At 62.6% G+C, this 14,519-nt stretch carries 12 protein-coding genes; 6 read left to right on the forward strand and 6 right to left on the reverse strand.

Annotated features, from left to right (window positions below):
- Together ACLBXN_RS24265 and ACLBXN_RS24270 are read right to left on the reverse strand one after the other, a co-directional pair.
- Window positions 1-811: branched-chain amino acid ABC transporter permease (locus tag ACLBXN_RS24265; RefSeq protein WP_447613844.1), on the reverse strand; the 811-nt coding region annotated here is incomplete at its 3' end.
- 94 nt (window positions 812-905) lie between these two features.
- Window positions 906-2,108 (reverse strand): ABC transporter substrate-binding protein, encoded by a 1,203-nt coding sequence (locus ACLBXN_RS24270; RefSeq protein ID WP_447613845.1) that lies wholly within the window; start codon window positions 2,106-2,108, stop codon window positions 906-908.
- A gap of 398 nt (window positions 2,109-2,506) precedes the next feature.
- Here ACLBXN_RS24270 and ACLBXN_RS24275 point away from each other — a divergent pair, with 398 nt between their 5' ends.
- Window positions 2,507-3,280 carry a ferredoxin--NADP reductase gene (locus ACLBXN_RS24275; RefSeq protein ID WP_003059561.1) on the forward strand — a complete coding sequence of 258 codons (774 nt, stop codon included), beginning with the start codon at window positions 2,507-2,509 and terminating at the stop codon, window positions 3,278-3,280.
- An 81-nt stretch (window positions 3,281-3,361) separates the two neighbouring features.
- Here the strand turns inward: ACLBXN_RS24275 and ACLBXN_RS24280 are convergent, their stop codons facing one another.
- Window positions 3,362-4,342, reverse strand: coding sequence for a YihY/virulence factor BrkB family protein (locus tag ACLBXN_RS24280; RefSeq protein WP_447613846.1), 981 nt, complete (start codon window positions 4,340-4,342; stop codon window positions 3,362-3,364).
- Window positions 4,343-4,703: 361 nt separating this feature from the next.
- Between ACLBXN_RS24280 and ACLBXN_RS24285 the strand changes: the two genes are divergently transcribed.
- Window positions 4,704-6,242, forward strand: a complete 1,539-nt coding sequence (locus ACLBXN_RS24285; RefSeq protein WP_447613847.1) for an acetyl-CoA hydrolase/transferase family protein — start codon at window positions 4,704-4,706, stop codon at window positions 6,240-6,242.
- A 123-nt stretch (window positions 6,243-6,365) separates the two neighbouring features.
- Here ACLBXN_RS24285 and garD read toward each other — a convergent pair whose 3' ends face one another.
- The 3 genes from garD to ACLBXN_RS24300 all read right to left on the reverse strand — a co-directional run bounded on the left by garD (window position 6,366) and on the right by ACLBXN_RS24300 (window position 10,529).
- A complete protein-coding gene (gene garD / locus ACLBXN_RS24290; RefSeq protein WP_343677088.1) occupies window positions 6,366-7,931 on the reverse strand; it encodes a galactarate dehydratase in 1,566 nt (521 codons plus the stop codon).
- Between the two features lie 182 nt (window positions 7,932-8,113).
- Window positions 8,114-9,115, reverse strand: a complete 1,002-nt coding sequence (locus tag ACLBXN_RS24295) for a Bug family tripartite tricarboxylate transporter substrate binding protein (RefSeq protein ID WP_167007063.1) — start codon at window positions 9,113-9,115, stop codon at window positions 8,114-8,116.
- Window positions 9,116-9,233: 118 nt separating this feature from the next.
- Window positions 9,234-10,529, reverse strand: a complete 1,296-nt coding sequence (locus ACLBXN_RS24300) for a glucarate dehydratase family protein (protein ID WP_447613848.1) — start codon at window positions 10,527-10,529, stop codon at window positions 9,234-9,236.
- A 143-nt stretch (window positions 10,530-10,672) separates the two neighbouring features.
- Between ACLBXN_RS24300 and ACLBXN_RS24305 the strand changes: the two genes are divergently transcribed.
- The 4 genes from ACLBXN_RS24305 to ACLBXN_RS24320 all read left to right on the forward strand — a co-directional run.
- On the forward strand, window positions 10,673-11,428 hold the full coding sequence (locus ACLBXN_RS24305) for a FadR/GntR family transcriptional regulator (RefSeq protein WP_211458381.1): 756 nt from the start codon (window positions 10,673-10,675) through the stop codon (window positions 11,426-11,428).
- A gap of 303 nt (window positions 11,429-11,731) precedes the next feature.
- Window positions 11,732-12,709 (forward strand): Bug family tripartite tricarboxylate transporter substrate binding protein, encoded by a 978-nt coding sequence (locus tag ACLBXN_RS24310; protein ID WP_003059547.1) that lies wholly within the window; start codon window positions 11,732-11,734, stop codon window positions 12,707-12,709.
- 41 nt (window positions 12,710-12,750) lie between these two features.
- Complete coding sequence (gene kdgD / locus ACLBXN_RS24315; RefSeq protein ID WP_003071714.1) at window positions 12,751-13,662, forward strand: 5-dehydro-4-deoxyglucarate dehydratase; 912 nt, start codon at window positions 12,751-12,753, stop codon at window positions 13,660-13,662.
- A gap of 56 nt (window positions 13,663-13,718) precedes the next feature.
- A partial coding sequence (locus ACLBXN_RS24320) for a Bug family tripartite tricarboxylate transporter substrate binding protein (RefSeq protein WP_447613849.1) occupies window positions 13,719-14,519 on the forward strand: 801 nt, incomplete at its 3' end.

Genomic DNA, 14,519 nt, shown 5'->3' on the forward strand with positions numbered 1-14,519 from the left:
CGAAGCCCCAGATCTCCTGCACGCCCAGCCAGATGCAGACGGCCTTGAGCTCCGCCACCAGCAACGCGGCCATGAAGGCGCCCGGTATGCTGCCCATGCCGCCGACCACCACCACCACAAACGCGGCGCCAATGGTGAGCATGTCCATCTCGAGGCTCGCGGGCTCGCGTGGCAGCTGCAGCGCGCCGCCCAGGCCTGCCAGCAGCGTGCCCAGTGCGAAGACGGCGGTGAACAGCCAGGCCTGGTTGACGCCCAGGGCGCCCACCATTTCGCGGTCCTGCGTGGCGGCACGCACCAGGGTGCCAAAGCGGGTCCTGGTCAACAAAAGCGTCAGGCCCCAAAGTACACAGGGGCCGACCGCTATCAAGAAAAGATCGTAAGTGGGGAACTGGCGGCCCAGAATCTCCACCGAGCCTTCAAGCCCTGTGGCACGCGGGCCGAACAGTTCCTCGGGGCCCCACAGCCACAGCGCGGCATCCTTGATGACCAGTACCAGCGCAAACGTGGCCAGCAGCTGGAATAGCTCGGGCGCCTTGTAGATGCGACGCAGTAGCAGTGTCTCGGTCAGCGCCCCGAGTGCGCCACAGGCCAGCGGAGCCAGCAGCAACGCGGGCCAGAATCCGATATGGGGCGAGAGCCGGTCCACGCTGCTGTAGGCGATGAAGGCGCCCAGCATGTAGAACGAGCCGTGGGCGAAGTTGATGGTGCGGGTGACACCAAAGATCAGTGACAGCCCGACCGAAACCAGAAACAGCGACGATGCGCTGCCCAGTCCGTTGAGCAACTGGGCCAGCAGGCCGGATGCACTCATGCTGCGTAGCTCCTGAAGCTCGACATAGTGTGTTCAGAGATGAAAAAGCCACCTGCTGCAGTGCAGGTGGCCTGGCATTTTCGCCGAAGCGAAATCAGTTCGCTGTTGCGGGACGCAGCTTCTTCACTTCCTCGTCCGTGGGCTGGTAGTTCTTGCCGTCGGCATATCGGTAGTCGACCAGCACGCCGTGCCCCAGCTTCTCGTCATAGGCGGTCTTGCCGATGTAGGCTCCCATCGTGGACTGGTTGTCCTGTGCCCGGTAGGTGATGGGGCCGAAGGGCGTGGCGACTTCCAGGCCCTTGAAGGCCGCAATCAGTTTCTCGGTGTCGGGATCGCCCTTGGTCTTGCGCAGGCCCGCAGCAATCGACTGGATGGCGTTGTAGCCCACGATGGTTCCCAGGCGCGGGTAGTCCTTGAACCTGGCATGATAGGCCTTGAGGAAGGCTGCGTGCTCGGGGGTGTTGATGGAATACCAGGGGTAGCCGGTCGCGGTCCAGCCGATAGGCGCTTCCTTCTTGAGCGGGTCCAGGTACTCGGGCTCTGCCGTCAGCAGGCCCACGACTTCGCGGCCCTTGAACAGGCCGCGTGTATTGCCTTCGCGCACGAACTTGCCGAGGTCGGTGGCGAACAGCACATTGAAGATGGCATCAGGCTTGGCGTCAGCGAGCGCCTGCACGACGGAGCCGGCGTCGATCTTGCCCAGCGCAGGCGCCTGCTCAGCCACAAACTCGATGTCGGGCTGCCTGGCTTTCATCAGCGTCTTGAAGGTGGCAATCGCCGACTGCCCGTATTCGTAGTTGGGGTAGACGATGGCCCAGCGCTTCTTCTTGAGCTTGAGCGCTTCTTCCACCAGCATGGCGGTCTGCATATAGGTGGAGCCGCGCAGACGGTAGGTGTAGCGATTGCCGTCGGCCCAGACGATCTTGTCGGTCAGCGGCTCGGAGGCGAGGAAGAAGCGCTTTTTCTGCTTGGCATAGTCGGTCAGCGCCAGGCCCACATGCGAGAGAAAGCTGCCCGTGAGCACATCGATTTTCTCGCGCGTGTAGAGCTCTTCAGCGGCACGCACGGCATCGCCCGGCGTGGCATTGTCGTCGCGCACGATGAGCTGCAGCTTCTTGCCGGCAATGCCGCCTGCGGCATTGACCTGCTCCACTGCCAGCTCCATGCCCTTTTTGTAGGGCTCCAGAAACGCGGGCTGCGCCTTGTAGCTGTTGACTTCGCCAATCTTGATCACGCCCTGTGCCCAGGCGGGCAGGGCAGCCAGTGTCAGCAGGGGCAGGGACCAGCGCAGCTGCATTGTCATTCTCCTTGGTGCTAGGTGGGCGACCATGGTCCGAGGCACAGGGTCGCTGAAATAATTAATGCTCAATTTGAGCATTTATATAGACAAATAAAGCGCTTGTTCAAAGCGCGTGGGGACTGATCCTAGAGCAGCGTTTTCCCTGAGTCAATATGGGCGAGATAGTTTTCTGGCGATCGGGCGGTATCGGAGCGCTTCATTCTGCTTATCACTATTCGATCTCAAGACATTGATGGGTGATTCACCCGTTTCTGTGCAATTGCCGGACAATATAGGTCTTGTCCCGCTTGGCAACCGGCAGCCAACGCGCTAGCAGCCCTGACCTGCAGTGCCCCGCCACCGCCCAGCATTTGCCGCGCAGGTTTTCTGCTTAGAGTTTTTATTTCAGACGAATCATGAGTGCTTTTCTTGAAGAACGCGTGCTGTCCGTCCACCACTGGACCGACCGTCTTTTCTCCTTCACCACCACCCGCGACACATCGCTGCGCTTTTCCAACGGCCACTTCACCATGATCGGCCTGAAGGTGGATGGCAAGAACCTGCTGCGCGCCTACTCCATCGCCAGCCCCAACTATGAGGAGCATCTGGAGTTTCTGTCCATCAAGGTGCCCGAAGGCCCTTTGACTTCCAAGCTGCAGAACATCCAGGTGGGTGACACCATCATCGTGGGCAAGAAGCCCACAGGCACGCTGCTAATCGACTATCTGCTGCCCGGCAAGAATCTGTATCTGATCGGCACGGGCACGGGCCTGGCTCCCTGGCTGGCCGTGGCGCGCGACCCCGAGACCTATGAGCGTTTCGACAATGTGGTCGTCGTGCATGGCGTGCGTCAGGTGCAGGAATTGGCCTATCAGGAGCTGTTCGAGAAGGAATTGCCCGAGCATGAATTCCTCGGCGATATCGTCAAGGGCAAGCTGCATTACTACCCCACCGTGACACGCGAGCCCTTCCGCAACCAGGGCCGTATCTCGGCCCAGATCAACAACGGCACCTTCCCGCAGAATCTGGGTCTGCCCGATCTGAATCCCGAGACCGATCGCGTCATGCTGTGCGGCAGCCCCGCCATGCTGTCCGAGCTCAAGGAACTGCTGGAAAAGCGCGGCTTCAAGGAAGGCAACACCACTACGCCCGGCGACTTTGTCATCGAGCGCGCCTTCGTGGAAAAATAATTCCGGCTTGTCCCTGACAAAAGGCCTGCATTCGCAGGCCTTTTGCATTTGCGCTGAGGAGAAGATGGCGGAGAGTCCATGCTAGATGTTCTCCCCTGCGTTCTCGGGCAGGCGCTGCAAATCCATGGGTCTGGCGCTGGATGCCTTGCGCGCGACAAAAGGGACGGCCCACTGGACCCGGGACTTGCTGCAGGCCTTGGCCGTGGCGGCGGAGAACAGCAAAATGGCCGAGGTGAAGTAAAACCACATCAGCACCACCACCAGCGAGCCGGCGGCACCATAGGCCGAGACCACGGCGGCGGTGGACAGATACCAGGCCAGGGCCTGCTTGCCTATGGTGAACAGAGCGGCACCCGTCAGCGAGCCCAGCAGCAGGTATCTGGTGGCGGGCTTGATGCCGGCCCCCATGCGCATCAGGCCCCAGAACAGCAGCACCGCAATGCCGAAGGAAAGGCCCTCGTTGATCAGCCCCATCAGCGGACCCAGCGGCACAAGCTGCAGCTCGTCGTTGGCCCATTTGGTGATCATCTGGATGGCGGTTGAAAGCACCATGGACACCAGCAGCAAAAATCCCAGGCCCACGACATAGCTCAGTCCCCACAGCCGCGAGATGGCCATGCTCCACCATGGCTTGTTTTCCTGTGGGCGCGACTCTTCGCCCATGGACCAGAGCTTGTCCAGCGAAGCCTGCAGCTCCACAAACACGCCCGTGGCGCCCGAGAGCATCATCACCAGACCGAGCACGGACGCGAGCGAGCCCTGATTGGCGTTCTGGGCGCTGGCCAGCGCGCTCTTGACGACCTGTGCCGCGCGCTCTCCGACCACGCTCTGTATCTGGCTGATCAAGGTGCTTTCCACATAGCTGCGGTCCAGCCACCAGCCCAGCAGGCCCACGACGGCCAGCAGTAGCGGCGCCAGGCTCAGCATGCCGTAGAAAGACATGGCGGCGCTCATGCGTAGACCGTCGGCCTGCAGCCAGAGCTGTACGGAATCAATGAGCGGTTGCAGAGGCTGGGTGAGGCGTCGCAGCTTGTGCTGCCAGCCGGAGGTATCAAAAGCCATGTGTCGAATTCTGGTTGCGAAAACACGGAGGGCTTGTCAGCCTATGTCGGCTGGCATTGAGGATAGGCAAATATTTTGTAATTGCCGCCAGGGCTCTGGCAACTCTGCCATGGTGGCGAGCTTCAGCAGCTTCAGGTTCTCATCCTTTATCTGATGAGCGATGAATGCTCACTTTTTTGTAGATGAACTCAATTGCGTTGGCTTCCTTCAGGAGAGCGCATCGGGGTTTTCTCTAGTCAACTACGCTTGGCGGTCTTCTGTGTGTCGTAGTTCAATCCGGGTTTGCACCAGTCAAAGTGCAACTCTTTAACTACAAAAAACTATCCTGCTTCACGAAAGCTGGTGAGACGAGACACATTTCATGAAGACATCCTTCACCACCGCTTCTCCTGCAGATCGCGTGCTTTGCCCTGTCTTGCGCGAACGCATCATGACGGCGGACCAGGCCGCCGGCCTGATTCAATCCGGCATGACACTGGGCATGAGCGGCTTTACTCCCGCAGGTGCCCCCAAGGCTGTGCCACAGGCATTGGCACGCCGGATCGAAGCGCAGAACGCCAATGGCGGCAATTTCCGCATCAGCCTGTGGACGGGAGCTTCGACCTCGGCCGAGTTGGACGGAGCTCTGGCCAAGGTGCATGGCATCGAACGTCGTCTGCCCTATCAGTCGGACCCCACGGTGCGCAAGGAGATCAACGAGGGCCGCATGCAGTATGTGGACATCCACCTCTCGCATGTGGCGCAGCACGTGTGGTTCGGCTTCCTCGGTCATCTTGACGTGGCGGTGATCGAGGTGGCGGGTGTTTTGCCTGATGGTCGCCTGATTCCGTCGACCTCGGTGGGCAACAACAAGACCTGGCTGGAGCAAGCCGACAAGATCATTCTCGAAGTCAACAGCGCCCAGCCCGCCGAGCTGGAGGGCATGCACGATATCTACTACGGCGCCGCCGTGCCGCCCAGGCGCAAGCCCATTCCCATGGAGCATCCGTTCGATCGGATTGGCGAGCCCTATCTGCATTGCGATCCGAACAAAGTGATTGCCGTAGTGCCCACGGCGCAGCGCGACAGGCTGGCCGCATTCACGGCGCCCGATGAGGGCTCCATGCGCATTGCCGAGAACATCATCGACTTTCTGCAGCACGAGGTGAAAGCGGGCCGCCTGCCGCCCGAGTTGCTGCCGCTGCAGTCGGGCGTTGGCAATATCGCCAACGCCGTGCTGGCGGGGCTGAACAACGGCCCGTTCGACCATCTGAACGCCTATACCGAGGTGCTGCAGGACGGCATGCTCGACATGCTGGAGTCGGGCAAGCTCGATACCGCATCGACCACCTCGCTGGCGTTGAGCCCTGCGGCCATGGAGCGCTTTCTGGCCAATATCGACTATTACCGCCAGCGCATCATGCTGCGCCCGCAGGAGATATCGAACCACCCCGAGCTGATCCGCCGCATGGGCCTGATTTCGATGAACGCGCTGATCGAGGCCGATATGTACGGCAACGTCAACAGCACGCATGTCATGGGCTCGTCCATCATGAACGGCATTGGCGGCAGCGGCGACTTTGCGCGCAACGCCTATCTGTCCATCTTCATGACGCCATCCACGGCCAAGGACGGCAAGATCAGCTGCATCGTGCCCATGGTCTCTCATGTCGATCACACCGAGCATGACGTCCAGGTCATCGTGACCGAGCAGGGTCTTGCTGATCTGCGAGGCCTGGCGCCGGTGCGGCGCGCACGTTTGATCATCGAGAAATGCGTGCACCCCGACTACAAGGCGGCGATGAGAGAGTATCTGGAGCGCGCGCTGCGCGATGCACCGGGCAAGCACACGCCGCATCTGCTGGATGAAGCCTATGCCTGGCACCAGCGCTATCTGAAGACGGGCTCCATGCGGGCCTGAGGGTACATGCGCAAACCAGAAACGCTGCCATGGCAGCGTTTTTTGGTGATGCTGTCTGCAACCCGGATGGCGGCTTCGCAAAGCGCTCTGGATTTGCAAGCTGTTCCGGCGCGCGGTACGGCTTCAGGTCACTGGAGCCGGATTGAAGAGCACCAGCGCGTTATGCAACTGCCAATGCTCGGCCCAGGTCTTTTTGCGACCGCTGGCGACATCGAGCATCAGCCTGAACATCTCCCAGCCTATGTCTTCGATCGTGGCCTCGCCGTCGGCAATGCGTCCGGCGTTGATATCCATCAGATCGTGCCAGCGTCGCGCAAGGTCGCTGCGCGTGGCCACCTTGATCACCGGAACCTGTGCCAGACCGTAAGGCGTGCCGCGGCCCGTGGTGAAGACATGCAGGTTCATGCCGGCCGCCAGCTGCAGCGTGCCGCAGATGAAGTCGCTGGCCGGCGTGGCCGCATAGACCAGACCCTGGCTGATGTCGCGATCTGCCAGCCGCTGACCCGGCGACAGCACGCCGGTGATGGGGGCCGTGCCGCTCTTGATGATGGAGCCCATGGCCTTTTCGACGATGTTCGACAATCCGCCTTTTTTATTGCCCGGCGTGGTGTTGGCGCTGCGGTCCACGCGGCCCTTGTCGAGATAGGCGTCGTACCAGGCCATTTCCTCGATCATGGCTTCGGCCACTTCGGGGCTTGCGGCGCGCGAGGTGAGCTGGTCGATGCCGTCGCGCACCTCGGTCACCTCGCTGAACATCACGGTGGCGCCCGCACGCACCAGCAGGTCGGTACAGAAGCCCACTGCGGGGTTGGCAGTGACGCCGCTGAAGGCGTCGCTGCCCCCGCATTGCACGCCCACCACCAGGGCGCTGGCGGGCACGGTCTCGCGGCGGCGGGCGTCGAGGCGGCGCAGATGCTGCTCGGCCTGGCGCATGATGGAGTCGATCATGGACATGAAACCCACATGGGCCTCGTCCTGCAGGCAGACCACATCAAGTGCTGGTTCGCGCTCGTCGACGATGGGAAAGCTGCCCGGCGGCAGCAGGCGCTCGGGCTGCAGCTTTTCGCAGCCCAGGCTGACCACCATGACCTCGCCGCCGAAGTTCGGGTTGCGGCTGATGTTGCGCAGCGTGCGCTGCGGGATCTCGGCTCCCACGGCATCGATGGCCACGCCGCAGCCATAGCTGTGTTCCAGGCCCACCACGTCGTCAACATGGGGGTATCGAGGCAGCAGCTCGGACTTGATGCGGCGCACCGCAAAGTCGAGCACCCCGGCCACGCACTGCACCGTGGTGGTGATGGCCAGGATGTTGCGCGTGCCGACCGTACCGTCCGCATTGCGGTAGCCCTCGAAGGTATAGCCTGCCAACGGCTCCAGCACGGGTGGCTTGACGGTGGCGATGGGCAGGCCCTGCAGCGAGCGTGCCTCGGGCATCTGCAGCAAGCGCTCATGCACCCAGCTGCCGGCGGCAATGGGCTTGAGCGCATAGCCGATGATCACGTTGTAGCGGCGCACCTCACCGCCTTCGGGAATGTCCACCAGCGCCACCTTGTGCGCCTGCGGCACCTTGTCGAGCAGTGTGAGGCCGGACGGCAGCACGGTGCCCGCAGGCAGGCCGCCGTCGTTGGCAACAATGGCCACGTTGTCGGCAGGATGCATGCTGATGGAAAGCGGAAGTGGGGTACTCATGGCAATGTCTCAATTTTCTAGGTGCCTGTCGCAATCGGAGTGCAGCCCTCCCAGACTTCAGGTTCCCAACTCAGGAACGCCGAGCAAGAGCCGCTTCGCGGCGAAGGCGTTGTCCCCCTCCACGAAGTGAGAAGGGGCGCCGTGCAACGGGGACGGCGCGAAGCGCCTCAGGGGGGCTTTACTTATTCAGCCTTTATTCCAGCAGACTTGATCACCTTGGCCCACTTGCTCACCTCGGCCTTCTGGTAGTCGGCCAGCTCGACGGTCGTCATGTTCGACGGCAGCATGCCGAAGTTCTTGAGGCGGGCCTGGACTTCGGGAGTGGCGACGATCTTCAGGATTTCGGCATGCAGGCGGTCCACGATGGGCTTGGGCGTGCCCGCAGGGGCGAAAACGGCCTGCCAGGAGCCCATGTCGAAACCCTTCTCGCCGGCTTCGGCAATCGTCGGTACATCGGGCAGCGATTCCAGGCGCTTGGAGCTGCTCACGGCGATGGGGCGCAGCTTGCCGGACTGGATGTGCGGGCCGACAACCAGGGCAGTGTCGAACATCATGTCCACCTGTCCGCCCATGACATCCTGCACGGCGGGACCGCTGCCCTTGTAGGGCACATGGGTGAACTTCACGCCGGTCTGGTAGGCCAGCAGTTCCAGCGCCATGTGGTTGGAGGTGCCGTTGCCCGGGGAGGCTGAGGTCAGACCGCCCGACGAGGCCTTGGCTTTGCTGCCGGCCAGCACGTCAGCCAGGGTCTTGTAGGGACTGGAGGCCGGCACTACCAGCACCAGAGGGCCGGAGCCGAGCATCGCGACGGGCGTGAAGGACTTGACGGGGTCATAGTCCAGCTTGGAGTACAGGCTGACATTGATGGCGTGCGAGCTGATGGTGCCCCCCAGAATGGTGTAGCCGTCGGCCGGGGCACGTGCCGCCAGGGCCGAACCCACGCTGCCGCCGGCGCCGCCCTTGTTCTCGATGACCACGGGCGTGCCCAGGGCCTTGCTCAGCGGCTGCGCAATCACGCGCGCCAGGGTGTCTGTATTGCCGCCGGGGGGGAACGGCACCAGATAGGTGATGGGCTTGCCCGTGGGCCAGTTGCCCTGTGCCAGGGCCGGTGCGGCGACAAGGGATGTGCCCAGCAGCAGGGCGCTGGCGGCGAGGGTAGATTGAAGCAGGGTGCGGCGTTGCATGATGGTTGTCTCCGGTTGAAAAGCGTCTTTTCGCGCTGTGGAAAGGGGTGTGATTGAACCAGCTTGGCTTGGGCTGGATGTTTGCTCTTTGCGGTCTTTTCTGTGCAGGGGCTGGAGTTCAGAAGCGCGGTTGCTTGCCGGTGAATTCCGGGTCGTATTTGCGCATTTGGCCCAGGTCGTCGCGGTTGCGGATGCCGCAATGCAGATAGTTGTCGTGCAGGCGGGCCAGGGCCTCGCGGTCCAGGGTCACGCCCAGGCCGGGCGTGGTGGGCACGCGCAGGCTGCCTTCCTCGAACTGCAGGCGGCCGCCTTCGACGACCTCTTCGTCCTGCCACGGATAGTGGGTGTCGCAGGCATAGGTCAGCAGGGGCACGCTGGCGCACAGATGAGTCATGGCCACCAGGCTCACGCCCAGATGGGAGTTGCTGTGCATGGACAGGCCCAGATCGAAGGTGCGGCACAGCGTGGACAGGCGCTGTGTGGCACGCAGGCCGCCCCAGTAATGGTGGTCGCTGAGCACGATCTTCACGGGGCAGCCCATGTCGGCGTTGCGGCGGAACTCGGCAAAGTCCGTCACCACCATATTCGTGGCCAATGGCACATCGCACTCGCGTGCCACGGCGGCCATGCCGTCCAGGCCCGGGGCCGGGTCCTCGTAGTACTCGAGCACGCCGCGCAACTGCTGCACGATCTTCAGGCTGGTTTCCACGGTCCAGTTGCCATTCGGGTCGATGCGCAGCGGTGTGCCGGGAAAGGCTTCGGCCAGCGCCAGGATGCCGGCAGCTTCCTGCTCGGGTGGCAGCGTGCCGGCCTTGAGCTTGATGCTCTGGAAGCCGTATTGGTCGATCATGCGTCGGGCCTGGGCCACGAGCTGGGCCGGCGTCAGGGCTTCGCCCCAGGCGTCGGGTGCATAGGGCTGGCCCACATGCTCGGCGTATTTGTAGAACAGATAGGCTGAGTAGGGCACGCGGTCGCGTGCGGGTCCGCCCAGCAGGTCAACGATGGGGGCCTGGGCCATCTGGCCCTGCAGGTCCAGCATGGCGACCTCGAAGGCGCTGACCACCTTGGCCACGGTCTTGGAGACATGGGTGCCAGGGGCCAGCGAGACCTGCTGACCCAGAAATTCCGAGGCTGTGAGTTTGGGTGGAGTGACCAGGGCGGCAACACGGGCCTCCATTTCATTGAGGGCCCAGGGCGAGAGCCCGACCAGGGCCGGTGCGGCCTTGGCCAGAGCATCCAGCATGGGTTGGTCGCCATAGCTCTCGTTGATGCCGACCAGGCCGGAGGCGGTCTCGATCTCGATGATGGAGCGCAGCGCCCAGGGCTCGTGAATGCCGGCGGCGTTGAGCAGCGGCGGATCACGGAAGGCAATCGGCGTGATGCGGATGTGGCGGATCTGGTGAGAGGTGCTCATCTTGAGATGACTGGTGCGGCGCAGGAGCTCCGGGCCGGAGTTGAAATAAGGAGGCTTTGTGGTATGTTGTCGTACAACTGAAAGCCATTATCATCAGGCTCATGAGTACTCAGACATCGGAATTACCCCAATCAACCCCGTCTTTGCCGCTGACGGAGGGGTACGCGCTGCGCAGCAAAACCAGCAAGGGCAGCCGCAGTCTGGCGAATCTGTTGTCCGAGGAGTTCGAGCACAAGATCCGCCAGGGCCTGCTGCATGAGGGGGACAAGCTGCCCACCGAGTCCGAACTCGTGCGCAGCTATGACGTCAGCCGCACCGTGGTGCGCGAGGCGTTGTCCAAGTTGCAGGCTGCAGGGCTGGTCGAGACCCGTCATGGCATAGGCACGTTTGTGCTGCCCGCGCGCCAGAGTGCAAGCCCCATGCTCAGCGCGCGCGAGCTCAGCGAGTCCGTCGATGTGCTGGCCGTGCTGGAGCTGCGCATCAGTCTGGAGACCGAGGCAGCCGGTCTGGCTGCCCAGCGCCGCAGCGAAGCCCATCTGCAGGCCATGAGCGAGGCTCTGCAGGAGTTCGAGCATCATTTCGCACTGGGGCACGACACTGTCGAGCATGATCTGGCCTTTCACCTGAGCATCGCGCAGGCCACAGGCAACCGGTATTTTCAGGACATCCTGCAGCATTTCGGAACGCTGCTGATTCCGCGCAATCGCATCGCCTCCATGCATACGCCGGCACGCGATCCCGACTATCTGCGTCGTGTGAACCGCGAGCACGAGGAGATCTATGCCGCCATCGTGCGCCAGGATGCCGATTCGGCCCGCGCCGCCATGCGCATCCATCTGACCAACTCGCGGGAGCGTTTGCGCCTGGCGCAGCGTCTGAGCCTGAGCGCAGAGTCCTGATTCCGAAACCCTGGCCTGGGCGGGCGCCTGATGGAAGAGGCTGACCGCAGCAAAGCGCGGCGGACTGCCCGCGGCATGCTGCGGAGGCAGTGTCCCGCTGCGTCGAGCACCTGAAAGTGCTTCCAAATTCATAGCTTCAATCGGTATTCAGGATTGAGTCTGACGCATTTTTCTTGGATGAAAGTGACGAAGACCAAAGCCTGGTAGACGGCTGCGATCCGTGCTTACCCTTAGAAAAAATCTCTTGGTGTTCAAAAAAACCTAGTTGTATGATGACTGACCACAACAAGGAGACATTTCACCATGGTCCGACGCTCGCACTTTCTGCGCTCTCTGCTGGCCCTGGCGGCCGGCGGTTTGCTGTCGTCCACATTGCTGGCTGCCGATGCCTGGCCCAGCAAGCCCATCCGTCTGGTCGTTCCCTATCCGCCCGGCGGCAGCTCCGACATCATTGCGCGCTCCATCGGGCAACTGATCTCCCAGGAGCTCAAGCAGACCGTGGTGATCGACAACAAGCCCGGCGCCAATGGCAATCTGGGCGCTGAGTTCGTCGCCCGCGCACCGGCCGACGGCTATACCTGGCTGCTCTGCGATCTCGGCGCACTGGCCATCTCTCCCTCGATCTATACCAAGCTCAGCTTCGATCCGTCCAAGGCGCTGCGCGGTGCGGCCATGCTGGCTTATTCGCCCCACATGCTGGTGGTGCACCCCTCCGTTCAGGCCAGCAATCTCAAGGAGCTGGTGGAGCTGTCCAAGAAACAGGACCTGAACTTTGCCGTTACCGCATCGGGAAGTGCACCCCATCTGGCCGGCGTGGAGCTGGCCCGGATCACCGGCGCCAAATGGGTGTATGTGCCCTACAAGGGCGGCGTGCAGTCGGTGCAGGACACGGTGGCAGGCCAGACCCAGGTGCTGATGAACGGCATGCTGGCCACCTATCCACATGTGCAAAGCGGCAAGCTCAAGCTGCTGGGCATTTCCAAGAACACCCGCATGCCCCTGATTGCCGATGTGCCGACGCTGGCGGAGCAGGGCGCACAGGGTTTTGCCTCGGGTACCTGGCAAGGCGTGGTGCTGCCCGCCAAGACGCCTGAAGCCGTGGTGCAGCGTGTGAACCAGGTGCTGCTCGGTGCCATCCGCTCCACCGAGGTCCGCTCCCGGCTGACCGGCCAGGGTGCCGAGGTCGTCACGATGACGCCCGCCGAAACCGACAAATTCTTCAACGCCGAGCGCGCGCGCTGGCGCGCCGTGGTGCAAGCCGCCCAACTGCAGCTGGATTGAGCTGCCAGATCTTTTTTGCTCTCCTCTTTTCAAGGATTACCATGACTCCCCAAGACCTCAAAGACGTGATGAGTTCCGGCCTGCTGTCCTTCCCCGTGACGGACTTCGATGCCCAGGGCAACTTCAATGCCAAGGGCTATGCCGCACGCCTTGAATGGCTGGCCCCCTACGGCGCCAGTGCCCTGTTCGCTGCGGGCGGCACAGGCGAATACTTCTCGTTGTATGGCGAGGAATACGGTCAGATCATCAAGACCGCCGTGGATACCTGCCGCGGCAAGGTGCCCATCATTGCCGGCGCCGGCGGCCCCACCCGCACTGCCATTGCCCACGCCCAGGAAGCAGAGCGCCTGGGCGCCCACGGCATCCTGCTGCTGCCCCACTACCTGACCGAAGCCGGCCAGGAAGGCCTGATCGCCCATGTGGAGCAGGTCTGCAAGAGCGTGAAGTTCGGCGTCATCGTCTACAACCGCGACCGCACACGCTTCACGCCCGAATCGCTGGCCATTCTGGCCGAGCGCTGCCCCAATCTGGTGGGCTTCAAGGACGGCATGGGCAATATCGAGACCATGTCCTCCATCTTCATGAAGATGGGCGACCGCTTCGCCTACCTGGGCGGCCTGCCCACGGCCGAAGTCTATGCAGCCGCCTACAAGGCTCTGGGCACGCCCGTGTATTCCTCTGCCGTCTTCAACTTCATCCCCAAGACGGCCATGGCGTTCTACGAAGCCGTGCGCACCGACGACATGGCCACGCAGCACAAGCTGCTCAAGGAATTCTTCATGCCTTACCTGAAGATCCGCAACCGTGTTGAAGGCTACGGCGTGAGCATCATCAAGGCCGGCGCCAAGCTGGTCGGCCACGATGCCGGTCCCGTGCGCGCTCCCCTGACCGACCTCAAGCCTTCCGAGATGGAGGAACTCAAGGTCCTGATCGACAAGCTCGGCCCCCAGTAAGACCCGATGCAGGGGCCAGGCCAAGAACCGGGCCCCGCGTCTTCAGGAGACAACGCATGAAAAAGATACTGATCACGCTGGGTGCCACCCTGGCCCTGGCTGCCCAGGCGGCCGGCAACTTTCCCGACCGGCCCGTCAACATCATCGTGCCGTTCCCGGCCGGCGGCTCCACCGACACCGTGGCGCGTGCGGTGGCCCTGAGCATGGCCGAACAACTGGGCAAGCCCTTTGTCGTGGAAAACCGTCCTGGTGCCACGGGCACCATCGGTGCGGGAGCCGTCAAGCGTGCAGCGGCCGATGGCTACACCTTGCTGGTGGCCTCGCTGGGCCCTTTTGTGGTGACCCCTCATATGGTCAAGAACGTGCCCTATGACGCCAGCAAGGATTTCGACTACATCACCATTCCCGTGCAGGCGCCCAATGTGCTCGTTGCCAGCCCGACGCAAAAGGCCCGCAGCGTGAGCGAGGTGATTGCCGCGCTCAAGGCCAATCCCGGCAAGATCAGTTTTGCAAGCTCCGGCAATGGTTCTTCGGACCATCTGTCGGCCGAACTGTTCTGGCAGCAAACGGGCACCGAAGCCGTGCATGTGCCCTACAAGGGCGGAGCACCGGCCATCACCGATCTGCTGGGTGGACAGGTGGATTTTTCCTTCCAGAACGTCAATGCCGTGCTGCCCCATCTGCGTAGCGGCAAGCTGCGTGCCATTGCCGTGACCGGCAGCCAGCGTTCGCCCGTGCTGCCCGACGTTCCCACACTGGCCGAGTCAGGCGTCAAGGGTGCAGAGGTCTACTCCTGGCAAGGCATGGCCGCTCCCAAGGGTTTGCCGGCGGATGTCAAGGCCAGACTGGCCAAGGCC

Source organism: Comamonas sp. C24C (assembly GCF_053345995.1).

What these genes read in the sequence shown, in the direction of transcription:
- ACLBXN_RS24270 (WP_447613845.1), bottom strand. Translation starts at nt 2,108, where the DNA reads ATGCAGCTGCGCTGGTCCCTGCCCCTGCTGACACTGGCTGCCCTGCCC.
- ACLBXN_RS24275 (WP_003059561.1), top strand. Translation starts at nt 2,507, where the DNA reads ATGAGTGCTTTTCTTGAAGAACGCGTGCTGTCCGTCCACCACTGGACC.
- ACLBXN_RS24280 (WP_447613846.1), bottom strand. Translation starts at nt 4,342, where the DNA reads ATGGCTTTTGATACCTCCGGCTGGCAGCACAAGCTGCGACGCCTCACC.
- ACLBXN_RS24285 (WP_447613847.1), top strand. Translation starts at nt 4,704, where the DNA reads ATGAAGACATCCTTCACCACCGCTTCTCCTGCAGATCGCGTGCTTTGC.
- garD (WP_343677088.1), bottom strand. Translation starts at nt 7,931, where the DNA reads ATGAGTACCCCACTTCCGCTTTCCATCAGCATGCATCCTGCCGACAAC.
- ACLBXN_RS24295 (WP_167007063.1), bottom strand. Translation starts at nt 9,115, where the DNA reads ATGCAACGCCGCACCCTGCTTCAATCTACCCTCGCCGCCAGCGCCCTG.
- ACLBXN_RS24300 (WP_447613848.1), bottom strand. Translation starts at nt 10,529, where the DNA reads ATGAGCACCTCTCACCAGATCCGCCACATCCGCATCACGCCGATTGCC.
- ACLBXN_RS24310 (WP_003059547.1), top strand. Translation starts at nt 11,732, where the DNA reads ATGGTCCGACGCTCGCACTTTCTGCGCTCTCTGCTGGCCCTGGCGGCC.
- kdgD (WP_003071714.1), top strand. Translation starts at nt 12,751, where the DNA reads ATGACTCCCCAAGACCTCAAAGACGTGATGAGTTCCGGCCTGCTGTCC.